Origin of the sequence: Heliomarina baculiformis (assembly GCF_019966545.1) — a bacterium.
In the GTDB taxonomy this organism is placed as follows: Bacteria; Pseudomonadota; Alphaproteobacteria; order Rhodobacterales; family Rhodobacteraceae; genus Heliomarina; species Heliomarina baculiformis.
Genome location: NZ_JAIMIC010000007.1, coordinates 273,458 through 286,540, shown reverse-complemented (window position 1 = coordinate 286,540; position 13,083 = coordinate 273,458). Strand labels below are relative to the sequence as shown.

At 58.7% G+C, this 13,083-nt stretch carries 12 protein-coding genes; 3 read left to right on the top strand and 9 right to left on the bottom strand.

Annotation, left to right across the window (positions count from 1 at the left end; genetic code table 11):
- The first annotated feature begins 14 nt into the window (after positions 1-14).
- From MF268_RS17690 to MF268_RS17680, 3 genes are all read left to right on the top strand, one after another.
- Positions 15-1,349, top strand: a complete 1,335-nt coding sequence (locus MF268_RS17690) for an aminotransferase (RefSeq protein WP_238372256.1) — start codon at positions 15-17, stop codon at positions 1,347-1,349.
- A 207-nt stretch (positions 1,350-1,556) separates the two neighbouring features.
- Positions 1,557-2,621: an extracellular solute-binding protein gene (locus tag MF268_RS17685; protein WP_238372186.1), complete on the top strand. Its 1,065-nt coding sequence runs from the start codon at positions 1,557-1,559 to the stop codon at positions 2,619-2,621.
- A gap of 174 nt (positions 2,622-2,795) precedes the next feature.
- On the top strand, positions 2,796-3,110 hold the full coding sequence (locus MF268_RS17680) for a DUF1272 domain-containing protein (protein ID WP_238372185.1): 315 nt from the start codon (positions 2,796-2,798) through the stop codon (positions 3,108-3,110).
- A 1-nt stretch (position 3,111) separates the two neighbouring features.
- Here the strand turns inward: MF268_RS17680 and MF268_RS17675 are convergent, their stop codons facing one another.
- The 9 genes from MF268_RS17675 to MF268_RS17635 form a co-directional block, all read right to left on the bottom strand.
- Positions 3,112-3,894, bottom strand: coding sequence for a methyltransferase domain-containing protein (locus MF268_RS17675; protein ID WP_238372184.1), 783 nt, complete (start codon positions 3,892-3,894; stop codon positions 3,112-3,114).
- A complete protein-coding gene (locus tag MF268_RS17670) occupies positions 3,891-5,117 on the bottom strand; it encodes an aromatic ring-hydroxylating oxygenase subunit alpha (RefSeq protein WP_238372183.1) in 1,227 nt (408 codons plus the stop codon). The genes MF268_RS17675 and MF268_RS17670 overlap by 4 nt, the downstream gene beginning before the upstream one ends.
- Before the next feature lie 4 nt (positions 5,118-5,121).
- Positions 5,122-6,216: an ABC transporter ATP-binding protein gene (locus tag MF268_RS17665; protein WP_238372182.1), complete on the bottom strand. Its 1,095-nt coding sequence runs from the start codon at positions 6,214-6,216 to the stop codon at positions 5,122-5,124.
- A gap of 1 nt (position 6,217) precedes the next feature.
- Positions 6,218-7,048, bottom strand: a complete 831-nt coding sequence (locus MF268_RS17660; protein ID WP_238372181.1) for an ABC transporter permease — start codon at positions 7,046-7,048, stop codon at positions 6,218-6,220.
- Positions 7,045-7,905 (bottom strand): ABC transporter permease, encoded by an 861-nt coding sequence (locus tag MF268_RS17655; RefSeq protein ID WP_238372180.1) that lies wholly within the window; start codon positions 7,903-7,905, stop codon positions 7,045-7,047. Before MF268_RS17655 ends, MF268_RS17660 begins: the two co-directional genes overlap by 4 nt.
- 43 nt (positions 7,906-7,948) lie before the next feature.
- Complete coding sequence (locus MF268_RS17650; protein ID WP_238372179.1) at positions 7,949-9,148, bottom strand: aromatic ring-hydroxylating oxygenase subunit alpha; 1,200 nt, start codon at positions 9,146-9,148, stop codon at positions 7,949-7,951.
- A gap of 229 nt (positions 9,149-9,377) precedes the next feature.
- Positions 9,378-10,904, bottom strand: coding sequence for a heme biosynthesis protein HemY (locus MF268_RS17645; RefSeq protein ID WP_238372178.1), 1,527 nt, complete (start codon positions 10,902-10,904; stop codon positions 9,378-9,380).
- 10 nt (positions 10,905-10,914) lie between these two features.
- Positions 10,915-12,294: a hypothetical protein gene (locus MF268_RS17640; protein ID WP_238372177.1), complete on the bottom strand. Its 1,380-nt coding sequence runs from the start codon at positions 12,292-12,294 to the stop codon at positions 10,915-10,917.
- Between the two features lie 66 nt (positions 12,295-12,360).
- Complete coding sequence (locus MF268_RS17635; RefSeq protein ID WP_238372176.1) at positions 12,361-13,068, bottom strand: uroporphyrinogen-III synthase; 708 nt, start codon at positions 13,066-13,068, stop codon at positions 12,361-12,363.
- Positions 13,069-13,083 lie beyond the last annotated feature (15 nt).

Here is a 13,083-nt window from a genome sequence, read left to right as displayed (position 1 = left end):
GTAACGAACCGAACATGGAGACGCTCCATGAATGGGACCGTCTGCACCAGATCCACCCCTGGGCGGCCATGGACGACTATCAAGGCTATGACAACATGTTCGTCGACACGGCCGACGGCATCTATCTGTGGGACGGAAACGGCAAACGATTTATCGACGGCCCCGGCGGCATGTGGTGCGTCCAGATCGGTTATGGCCGTGACGAAATGGCGGATGCCATCGCTCAGCAGGTGAAGAAACTGCCCTATACCTCGCCCTTTACCAATACGACGGAACCTTCCTCGATCCTGTCAAAGCGGCTCGCCGAAATGGCGCCCGGCGATCTCAACAACGTGTTCTTTACCACCGGCGGCTCGACAGCAGTGGATACCGCGCTGCGCACCATGCATTTCATGAACAACCGCCTCGGGCGGCACGACAAGAAGATCGTGATCGCGCGGGAAAAGGGCTATCACGGCTCGACCTACCTTGCGCATTCCGTTACCGGCAAAGAACGCGACAAGAACCGTTTCGACGTTGAAAGCCGCCTTGTCCGCTTCCTCCCCGATGTGAACCCCTATCGCCGCCCCGACGGGATGAGCGTCGAGGAATGGTGCGATGAAAAAGTTGCTGATCTTGAAAAGATGATCGCCGAAGTCGGACCCGAGAATGTCGGCGCCTTCATTGCGGAACCGATCCTGTCCTCGGGTGGGGTCATCGTCCCGCCGCCCGGTTACCACAAGCGCACCTTCGACATCTGCCGCGAACATGACATCCTCTATATCTCGGATGAGGTCGTGACCGGTTTCGGACGTCTCGGTCACTGGTTCTGCTCCGAGGAAGTCTTTGGCATCCAACCCGACATGATAACCTGCGCCAAGGGCCTGACCTCGGGCTACCTGCCGCTCGGTGCCTGTATCATCTCGGATCGCGTCATGGAGCGCTGCGCCTCTCCCGACGATCCGGCGCTTTTCTCCAACGGTTACACCTATTCTGCGCACCCGGTCAGCTGCGTCGCGGCGCTGACAAACATCGAAATCATGGAACGCGAAAACATCCTTGAACACGTGCGCGAGATCACGCCCTATTTTCAGGAACGCCTCCGCGCGCTCAAGAAATTCCCGATCGTCGGCGATGCACGGGGCATGGGCCTTCTGGGCTGCATCGAAGGCAAAGGAAAGACGCTCGAGGAAGAGCGCGAACTTGGCGCCATGATCGACGCTGCTTGCGAAGAACTGGGCCTTCTGGTCCGTCCACTGATCAATATGGCGGTGTTTTCTCCGCCCCTCGTGATCACCCGGGCGCAAATCGACGAAATGTTCGACCTGCTTGAAAAGGCGCTCGAAAAGGTGACGAGCGATCTCGCGTAGGATCCACCCCGGCATCATCGCGATTGCGCGACTCTCTGTCGGGGTGTTCTCATCCTGCTTACTGCCGCGCCAAGGTGGATAAATTTTGTTTGAGCGCTCAGTAAAACGTTGAGTCACGACACGATAGCCCATAGCCTGAAAGCCATGGAAAAGGCGCGCGCGGTCCGCCGCGCGGGTCAAAAATAACAAATCAACAGGGAGCTACCCATGAACATCCTAACCAAGACGGCAACGTCCGTTGCAGCGGTTCTGGCACTCACGGCAGGAACTGTTCACGCTGCCGACCCGGATCTCGTTGTTTTTGACTGGGCCGGATACGAAGACCCGGAATTCTACACCAGCTACAACGAAGCCCACGGCGACGCGCCGACCTTCTCCTTCTTCGGAGACGAGGAAGAAGCCTTTCAAAAACTGCGGTCTGGCTTTCAGGCAGATGCGGCGCACCCCTGTGCACAATCCGTACCGAAATGGATCGAAGCCGGCCTTCTCCAGCCGCTCGACACTTCCAGGATCACCTACTGGGACGATCTGGATCCCGCCTTCCGCGATCTCGAAGCCTTCCAGAAAGACGGTGAGTACTACTTTGTCCCGATCGACTGGGGCAACACGGGACTAACCTACAACACCGAATTGCAGGACGAGGAAGACGTTTCCTCGCTGCAGGCCTTCGCCGATCCCGCGAACCAGGGCCGCGTGTCCATCGGCGATAACGTCGATGATGCCTATGCGCTGGGCTTCCTCGCAACCGGCGTCAAGGACTGGGCAAACGCTACCGACGAAGAGTTCAAGGCCGCATCCGATTTCCTACGCAAGGTTCACCAGAACGTGCGCTCCTACTGGGACTCCGGCTCATCCCTCGCGCAGCTGATGCAAAGCGGCGAAGTCTATCTTGCATGGGCTTGGAATGAGACCTTCTCGACCATGTCCGGCGAAGGCCATCCCATCGCCATGAAGCGTGACACCAAGGAAGGCGCTTCAAGCTGGGTCTGCGGCTATGTTCACCTCAAGGACGCGCCCGGCTCTGATGAAAAGTTTTATGATTTCATCAACGCATGGCTCGAACCCAAGACCGCCGATTATATCGTCAACGCCTGGGGCTATGGCCATTCCAATATGGTTGAAATGGGCAAGATGAGCGAAGAGGACCTCTCTGCCGTTGGTCTCAACACCAGCGAAAAGCTGCGTGACAATACGCTTTGGCAGGGTCCGGTTCCGGCAGAACTGCGGGAAAAGATGATCGCGGAATTCGAACTGATCAAGGCCGGCTTCTAAGCAAAACCCCTGGCCCGAAACTCGGGCCATCGAGACACTTTTCGCCAGCCCCGGCTCAACCCGCCGGGGCTGGATTTTTTTTAGCCTGACTGATTTCGGTTCCGCCTCGCGTGCAACTACGTGCACCAAAGAAAAACCGGTATCATCCCTGCAAGCCTTTGACGGGAGAAAGAGATGCTTGAGTTACGACCCAACTGCGAATGGTGTAACAAGTCACTGCCGCCCGACGCCACCGATGCGCGGATTTGCAGTTACGAATGCACCTACTGCGCCGAATGCGTCGAAACCGTACTGTTCAACGTCTGCGCGACCTGCGGCGGCGGGCTCGTCCCACGTCCGATCCGGCCCCGGTATGCCCATCGCGAACACCCAAAGCTCGGCCTCGCTGTTCATCCCGCCAGCACGAAACGCGTTCACTCGAAATGGCGCGATCAAGACGTCAGCGAGATCAGCCTCAAACTCAGGGACATCCCGCCGGCCAAACGCTGATTTATCTTGGTCGACGGGCGCGCAGATGGTGCGGACAATGCTCACCGCTGGCCAAAACCTTGTTCATGGCCGTCCATGTGCCAATCTGACCGGCGATGAACGCTTCACCGAACCGTGTCTCGAGCCGCGCCCGCTCGGGCCCGGTGAGATAGGCGTACTCTTCTTCCGCCACTTCCTTGTACCACGGGTTCCGGTTCAACAGGGAAATCTCTTCGAACCCCGCCGCCTGAAGCGCCTTGTCGTAGCGGTCGGGCGAGGCCATCGCGAAATCCAGATCCTCGGCCGTGATATAGGCCTTCATGTCCGCCGACGGTTCTCCGTCATGCGAAATCAGCCAGTCCGACGCGGCAAACCAGCCGCCCGGGCGCAGAATGCGGAATACTTCGGCTGAAAGCGCCTCCTTGTCCGGGATATGGATGATCGAATCCTTGGAATAAACAACGTCAAAGCTCTCCTCGGCAAAATCGAACGGGCCCGGCGTGACCTCGCGGATTTTAACTCGGTCAGCTACGCCTGCGGCATCGACCCGGCGTCGCGCCGCCGCGCAGACATCGCGTTCCACATCGATCCCGACAACCTCTGCCGCGCCGCATTCCGTGGCCAGCAACACGGAAATCGCGCCTGAACCGCAACCAATATCCAGCACGCGCTTGCCGTTCAGATCCAGGCCCTGAACCACGCGCAGCGCCTCCTCCGCACCGCCCGGCGAAAGGTATCCCTCTCCCCAAAGGTCTTCGAGGAAATCGATATGGAGATCGTCGTAAAGAAGCTCGCTGTCGCTCATGCTTTCCTGCCCATCCGTTCGAGATAAAGATCGAGAAACCGCTTGGTAAAGGCTTCCATCCCGGCCAGCGGACCGGGTTCGTAATAGCGGGAATTCACCCCCTGCTGGTTCTTTTCGATGATGAACTTGTCGGCCTTTGTGGTGACGTCCCACAACCATGCAAGCCGCTCGGGGTCATAATCGCGACCTTCTTCCGCATCCTCGCGCACCAGCCAGATGATTTCCTGTATCGAATTCTGCGTATCGACCGGGATGAACCGATAGAGCACCGCATGATCGTTGTAGATGAGGACTGGGTTGAAGATCCCGATATACAGATCGCAAGCGGCCTGATCGAACCCCCGGATATCCCCCAACAGCGGCGCGACCTGTTTGCCATCTTCGCTGCCGGTATCCGTCCCCTCGTAAAGCGAATGACGGCTGACCGTGTAGTCAACCGATCCCGGCGGACACAAAGGACCAACCCGATCCACTGTATCCGTCGGAATACCCAAGGCTTCCGATCGCGGGATCATCGCCTCGTTCAGCGGTTCCATCCGGTCGAAATCCATATGCGTGGGATGCGCGCGCGCAAATTCCGGATGGGCCGGCGCGCAATGGTAGCATTCGTTGTAATTCTCGACGAGCAGCTTCCAGTTCGCCTTGACCGGATAACTTTCCCGATGCGCGATCCGTGTCTTATCAAGCTGGAAAGGAGCAAGGATATGATCCAGCTCGTTCCGGGCCGCTTCGAAACTGGCAGGATCTTCGGCAAAGGACACAAAGATCAGACCGTGAAAGATCTCGAAGGGAACCGGCTTCAGCCCAAGCGCAGACCGGTCTAGCCCCGCGTCCATCAGCCGGGCAGAGAACAGGCTGCCATCCAGGTTATAAGTCCAGGCGTGATACGGACAGGAGAACCGCCGCGCGTTGCCACGTTGCTCAAGACAGACGCGTGATCCCCGATGACGGCAGACATTCGCCAGCGCGTGGATCTCCCCATCTCCGTCCCTCGCGATGATGACGGACTCCTCCATCATCTCGAAAAGCAGGAAATCCCCCGGCTCGCGCAGCTCGCTGACGTGACCGGCGAAATGCCAGTCTGACATGAAAACCAGTTCCATATCCTTGCGAAAGATTTCGGGAGAGGTATAGAACCCCTGCTCAAGCGCATATCCATCGCGATAACGCGAAAGCATCTCGGGCAGACTTACCTCGGTTTTGCTCTTGGTATGGGCGGTCATGGCCTCACTCAAACAGAACGATGGATTCAGCACCCCATCCCACACGCACCTCGCTCCCGGCCGGAAGAACAGAGCGACCGGCGGTATTGCGCATCGACAGGGTCACCGGCGCCTTCGTCTCGTTCAGCGCCACGCTGTAATAGGTCATATCCCCGTAATACGACGTCGAGGTCACGACCCCCTTGGCCACAGCCTCGGCCGTTTCCCGTTCGTCGAACAGGATGGTAAGCATTTCTGGCCTGACCCCCACGGATTCAACCGAATTCGCATCCAGCCCGTCCGGTACATGGCTTGCAGGTACCGTGACCTTGCCCAGCGCCGGAATATCCAGACTGACGCCCGCATCGCTCTGACCCGTGGTCCGCGCATCAAGGAAATTCATGACCCCGATAAACGACGCCACCCGCTTGCTGACCGGGTGCCGGTAAAGTCCCTCGGGGCTATCGATCTGCGCGATATCGCCTTCGAACATCACCGCGATCCGGTCCGACATGATCAGCGCTTCCTCCTGATCGTGGGTCACGAGGATGAACGTAATTCCGATGGATTGCTGCAACTGGCGCAGTTCGACCTGCATCTGCTCGCGCAGCTTCTTGTCCAGTGCCGACAGCGGTTCGTCCAATAGAACCACCTTGGGCCGCATCACCAGCGCCCGCGCCAGCGCCACCCGCTGGCGCTGCCCGCCGGAAAGCTCATGCGCCGCGCGGCCGCCGTATCCGGACAGATCGACCATCGACAGCGCCTTGTTGACCTCGTCGGTCACCTCAGTTTTCGGCAGTTTTTTCCGCTTCAGCCCATAAGCCACGTTTTCAGCCACGCTCAGATGCGGAAAGATCGCATAGGACTGGAACACCATGTTGGTGGGCCGCCGGTTTGCGGGAATGCCCCGCATCGACTTGCCGTCAATCACGATTTCCCCGCCACTCGGGTCTTCGAACCCGGCGATCATCCGCAGCAGCGTGGTCTTGCCGCACCCCGACGGCCCAAGCAGCGAAAAGAACTCGCCTTCGCGGATATTCGCATTGATGCCGTTCAGCGCTTTGACGGTGCCGAATGACTTGGCCACGTCCCTGAGTTCGATGATCGGCTTTTCTGACATATTATATGAAACCTCCGGCGGCAGCTTCGACGCCCTGTCGTTTGGCCGAACGCTGGCGGAACCACTCGGCAAGAATAAGAAGGATGATGGACAGAACCAGAAGGATTGTACCTAGTGCCATGATCGATGGCAGTTTGCTCGGGAAACGCAGCTGGCTCCAGATATAGACGGGCAGGGTCGCATCGGTGCCCGTCAGGAAGAACGCGATGATGAACTCATCGAGCGAGATCGTGAAGGTGATGAGAAGGCTCGAAATCACCCCCGGCAGGACCAGCGGAAAGATCACGCGCTTGAACGTGCCCCAGTTGGTTTCGCCCAGATCGAAAGACGCTTCTTCAAGGTTTCGGTCCAGACCCTGAAAGGCCGAACTCAGGATCGCGATGGAATAGGGCATGCAGATCAGGATATGGCCCGCGATCACCGTCCAGAGCGACAGACTGAACCCAAGCTGCATCAACACGACCAGCAGCGCGACGGCGACGATGATTTCCGGCAGGACCAGCGGCAACATGATGAAACCGATCACGCCCTTCTGTCCCGGGAACCTGTAGCGCGCGGCCGCCCGCGCCGCACAAGCGCCCAACAATGTAGAGACCACCGCCGTGGTGACGGCGACGAAAAGGCTGTTCTCAACCGAACGTGCCAAGGCATCGTTGTTGACCAGCACAGTGAACCATTCGGTCGTGAACCCGCTCAGCGGAAAAGCGATGATGGTCGATTCATTGAAGGCGAACAGCGGCAGCAGGATCACCGGCGCATAGAGGAACACCATGTAGAGAAAGGCATAAACCGCTAGCCAGTTCCAAAGCTTCTTGGCGCGTCCCGGTCTCATTGCACGCGCCCTCCGAATTTTTTGCCGACAAGGAAGATGACAAGGCTGATCGAGGATACGATCACCATAGAAGACACGGCCAGCGCGGCCCCCAGCGGCGCGTTATTTGCCTTGCCGAACTGGATCTGGATCATGTTCGAAATCATGAGACCGTCCGTTCCCCCGACAAGGCGCGGCGTCACAAAATCGCCGACAGTCGGGATCAGGACAATCAGGGTAGAGGCAATCACACCCGGCATCGCCAGCGGCAGCGTCACGCGAAAGAACCGGCGCACGGCCCCATCGCCTAGATCTTCTGCCGCTTCCAGCAGCGACCGATCGATCTTTTCCAGCGCCACGAAAATCGGAAGGATCGCAAAAGGCGCCCAGGCATGGGCCAGCGTAATCACCACCGCATTGACGTTATAAAGCAGAAAGGTCAGCGGCTCATCAATGATCCCCAGCCCGGTCAGCGCCGAATTCAGCACGCCGTTATAGCCGAGGATTACTTTCCAAAGGAACACCCGCAGCAGATAGCTGGTCCAGAACGGAATGGTGATCAGGAACAGCCACAGCGCCTTGCGCCGCGTGACATGGAAGCTGAGGTAGTAGGCAATGGGAAAGGCAAGAATTACCGTTACCAGCGTGACAATCAGCGACACCCAGAGTGAGCGAAAGATCAGGGTCCGATAGATCGGCTGCGTCCACGCCTCGCGATAGTTGTTCAGCGTGATCGTGGTGTCGATATCCAGATAGTCCTGCGTCCAGAAGCTGAACGTGACCACCGTCAACAGCGGCGCCGCCAGCAGCAACAGTGCGTAGACCAGTGTGGGACTTATAAGCGTCAGCCCCTGTCGCGCTTCCCGGTTCAAAATCATGCGCGAAACCGACGGTCGCGCAGGTCTAAAGTCACAGCCATTCTCAGCTTTCCGCCTCGACCAATGCCGCGTTCTGTTCGGCCAGAGTTCCCGGTGCGGGCTCCTCCTCGTTCAGAACAGGATACAGCTTGCGCAACTGATCGTGATAGCTTTTCACCCCGGCCTCCAGATCCGACAGGATCACGCCATCATAAGCACTCGACTTGGCCGCTTCCCAGCTCCATTCGATCAGCTGCTCGTCTTCCTTGCTGGTAATCCTGTCGATCCGACCGCTGAGGTACCGGGCGATCCGCATGCGCCGGTCCTCGTCAGGTCGACGATAGCAGGCGGCGCGCTGAACCGTCTTGCCGAAATCGACCGGAAATTCATGATAGAAGATCACTGAATCCGGGTAGATTCCAAAGACCAGATTGGGGAACACCCCCACGTAAAGCCATGCGCGCTGATGGTCGGCATCCAGCGTGTTCACCTGCGGCAGGATATTCTTGTAGTGTCGCACGCTCCAAAGCTTGCTGTCCGCCTCGCGAAAGGACGAAAACGATCTGCTTGTGCCATCCTGAAACGGTTCATCGAAATAATTCTTTCCAAACAGGTCATCCAAGCCGGGATGGGCCATCGGCACGTGATAGCCTTCGTTGTCCACGTCACGCACGCATTTCCAGTTTGCGCGCATTTCCTCGTGCGAGACACCGTTCCCGTCGGGCACGAGGCTCACCAGATCATATTGGGCCAGTTCATCGTCGAACCGCGCCATGATCTTGCTCATCGGTTCCTGTGGGCCGGGTTTGAAACGGACAAAGACAAACCCGTTCCAGATGTCCATCTCAAGCGGTTTCAACCCCCATTTCACCGGGTCCAGCTTGGGCAGCGTGTCTGGGCGGGAGGCCCCGCGCAGCGTTCCATCGAGGTTAAAGACCCAGCCGTGAAAAGGACAGATAATTGCGGACCGGCAATGGCCTTTGTCATCCCCGACCACGCGCGAGCCCCTGTGGCGGCAGAGGTTGTGAAAGGCACGGACTTCGCCATCCTTGCCTCGGACGACCAGCGCGCGTTCACCGACGAAATCCATCGCCATGTAGTCGCCGCTTTCCGGGATATCGTTGACGTGACAGACCAGTTGCCAATGCCGCCGGAAAAGAAGCTCCTTTTCCTCCTCCAGCATTTCCTCGCTGAAGTAGCTCCATGCGGGCAAACCGGATCGGTCTCCGATGATTTTTGCGTCTCCCGTCGTCCTCGTGGCCATTTCCGGCTCCTTTTCCCTGAGGTCCCGGCGACCCTAGCAAGGATTATTTGAGCGCTCAATAAAAATTAAGGATTTTGTAGCGACCCCACTGATCCAGCCATTATCTTGTGCAAAATGGCAGTCGAAGGGCGTGCCTTGCACCGCTGCAGGACAGAATTCTTTCTGATCACAAAGAAAAAGCCCCGCCCAAAGGGCAAGGCTCTGCTTTCTCGACATGGACCCGAACCGGTTAAACTGCAGGTTTGGGTTCTTTCTCGTCCGCTTCCTCGAACTCGGTCTCGGGCCCTTCCGGGTCCGGCGCACTTGCCGGTTCCTGCGGGGTGGCGATCAGCTCCGCCTCTGCCATGCCCGATGCGCCGTCCGGTGCCTCGCCCTCGGTGTCACCGACGATCAACGGCAACATATGCGCCCCGGTGGCTCCGACGTATTCGGCACGCGGCGGTGATTTCCAGCTCAACGTGTCTAGCCCTTCGCAATTGCTGCACACCGGCATCCACTCTGTGTGCACCTGATGGCAATTCTCGCAGACCCATTGCGGGCCGCGCGGCGCATTAAGCGCTTTCGCCAGCCAGCCATGAACCACAGCGTTCGAGGCACCTTCGCCCCGCTCGACCGCAGCCATAAGCGTCAGCGCCCGTGCATCCGCTGTATCCGAAGCAGCCAGTTCGCCCAGCGCGCGGCGCGCTTCAGGAAAATCCTCGGCCACGATGTTCAATTCAGCCAGAAGCAGACGGGTTTCCGGATGGTCTGGATGAATCCGCGTCAGAACCGTAAATCGCTTCAGGCGCTCTGTCGGTGTCTCGTCAGGCTCCAGCGCCGCAAACGCCGCTGCGAGATCGGGATGGGGCTGTGCATCCCAAGCCTTTCGCAGGATACGCACCGCTTTCTTAGGCTGGCCCTTGGAAAGATAGGATTTCGCTGCCAGCGCCGCCGCAGGCACAAGATCTGGCGACAGTCGATTGGCCTCGATCACCTGTTCTCGCGCTTCGATGCTGCTGGTATCGTCCAAAAGCTCCTTCGCTTCGGAAAGCGCCAGCACAGCTTCGCGTCGCGTGTAGATGTCACGCGGCAGGGCACCGGATTTCAACTTGGCCGTCAGGGTGCTTCGGGCACCTGCCCAGTCATGCGCCTGCGCCTGAAGCCGCAGCAGAACGTCCTGCGTTTCCTCGTGCTTTGGCTTCAGCTCGAACGCTTTCTCTGCCAGCTTGCGCGCGGTTTCAGTATCGCCCTCAGCCAGCTTCTGTTTCATGATGCCACGTACACCGACAAACCGTGTCGCGTCATGCGTGATCAGCTTCTTGTAGGTCTCGGTCGCCTTGCGCGTATCGCCCGTCATTTCGGCGGCCTGCGCCGTAATAAGGTTGGTCAGCTCCGGCTTCTGCAAATAACGCTCGGCCTTTGCCGCCTTTGACATGGCAAGCCGACCCTCGCCCGAGGCCAGCGCCATCAGCCCGTCGGCCAGAGCCTGATACCCCTTGCGCTCGCGACCCTTGTCGAAATAGCGCGAAATCGCGGTTTCATCGCCGTTCAGGAACCGCAGCGTCGCCACCAAGAGAGACAGAATCTTCAGCAAAACCCACACTGCGACGATAAGCACGAGGGCCGCGATCACCGATTGAAGTGGCCCCAGCGTATATTCCATCCCGGCAACCGTGATCTGAAGACCGCCACTGGTCTCCAACAACATCGCCGCGCCCCAGGCAAGAACGGCAACCAGGGCAACAAAAAACAGGATCTTGATCAATGACCAAATCATAACGGGTCCTTCAATTCGATGTTGCGCTGACAGTAAGCCCGTCTGCGGCGGTCATGGCGTCTGCACGAGCGCGCGCATCGGCGGTCCACTGGGACATGGCGCCTTTGGCCTCTTCGGGCAGCGTTTCAATTTCTTCGATTGCGGTTTGCAGGTTGCCGTCCATCACAGCGGCCTCGGCCCGCGACAGGATCGCATCCGGATCACTGCCCTCACGCGGCTCCACCGACCTTGCACCAAGCTGTCTTTGCAGGAATGCACCCAGCCCCGTTTCCGTACCGACCTGACTTGAACGCACATCGGCAAGCGCGTTGCGGGCAGCGCCCGGGAATGCGGCCTGCAACTCAGAGAGCGTCGGTACACCGGTCTCAGCCGATGAGGTTAGTGCCTCAGGCAGCTCCACACCAGCATCGGAAACCTCCTGCGCCACATCCGCATAAGGCAGCCCGTTGCTCACCGCCGATTGAAGCCGCGCAATCGCTGCCAGCGCATTGGCCTGACGTGCTTGCTCGGCGGATTGAGCATCCATTTCGCGCGCCTCGGCAACGAGAGCCTCGACTTCTTCGCGCTGTGCGGCCATCGCCTGCTGAAGGCGGTTCAGCTCGTCTTCGTAGGCGGCAATCGCGCTTTCAGATACAGCGTCATTGATCGGCGCTTTTTCAATTTCGGTCACACGCGACTGCAACCCGTCAATCGTTGAACTCAACTCGTCGATACGACTAGATATCGCGCCCAGCTCATCGCCAATACCCGCAACCTGCGCGTCCACTGCCGACGTATCCGGCGGCGGCAGATTGTTTACGTTTTGGCGCAAGGCTTCGATGTCGCTCTGCTGCCCATCGACACGGGCGCTAAGATCTTCGACCATCCCGGCGTTACGGCTGTTCTGCAGAGATGGCGGAAGGATCGGGTCAAGCAGGTCGGCACGCGCCGCCAGGAAACCAAGAATGGCCGCCACGATCCCACCAAGCAACGCCGGGAAAAATCCTCCACGCCGTTCCACAACCGTCTGTGTCGGTGCGGGAGCAACAGGATCACGAGTCGGTTCGCTTTGAGTCGGCTCTTCGGTTTCCGGAACGACAGGATCCGGCTCCGCTTCGGTTTCATCCGGCGCGAACTCGGTATCCGCAGCCGGAGCTTCCTCCTGCTCGGTATCCTGTTCGCCGGTATCGATAGGGTCGTCGTCGCCAAGCGGCACAGGTTCCGCATCCGCATCGGACTCTGGATCAAATGCGGTATCAGCCACCGGTGCGTCAGGTTTTCCTGGCTCGGTATCCACCTTTTCCCTGGGTTCAGGCATATCGACCGGAGACCCTTCATCCGAAGTCAGGGCATCAACGTCCTGATCCTTGGCGCCCTGTTTGTCTTCATCCGAAATTTTCTTGTCGACCAACGTGCCCCACCCTTTCGAATCTTACCCAATGTCGCAAAGCGCAGAAAAACCCTACTGCGCAAGCATCTAACCCTCAACCCGCATCAAGCGTTCCACCAAACCCACCACGGACTTGGCAACTTCTTCGGCGTTAGGCCTCTCAACTACGTCCATTGACCCAAAAGCCAAGCCCTTAAAGGGTTCCGCCACGGCCGCGCTCATCGCAACAAGGTGCAGGTTGACCGAAAAACAGGCGGTTTCGACAAATTGTCGCGCAACACGTGGCGAAAAGACAGGTGCGATAACCGGCCGCTCCCCTTTCAACAACCTTATGGCTTCGTCGCCAAGGGGCAACAACTTTTGATTGTATACGGTTACTTCCCGCGTGGGGAGGGAACATTGGCTCAAACGCTCGGCTATGTTGCCCCGGGTATGCCGCCCTCTCAGATGCAACAACGGCGACTCAGGCTGCGAACGGCATAGGTCGGCAACAAGCGAGGCGGCATCCTGCCCGGCCTGGTGCGCGTTCCACCCGGCCATCGCGGCCTTTTTCGTTGTTGCCTCGCCAACGCAGAACGCGGGCAGATCATGTGCCTCGACACTGTCGACCGCATTTGAAGAGGTGAATATCACGCCCTTCACTCCATCAAGATTGAGCGAAATTGGCTGGCTTTCGATCTCAATCAGCGGCGCATGGCAGATATCGATACGGCCACGCACCTCCGACGGCAACATCGCTGCAAAGCGCTCGGCGCCCTCCCTCGGGCGCGTCATCAGCAAGACAGGGTTCGGCATGATGATCCGAGGCCT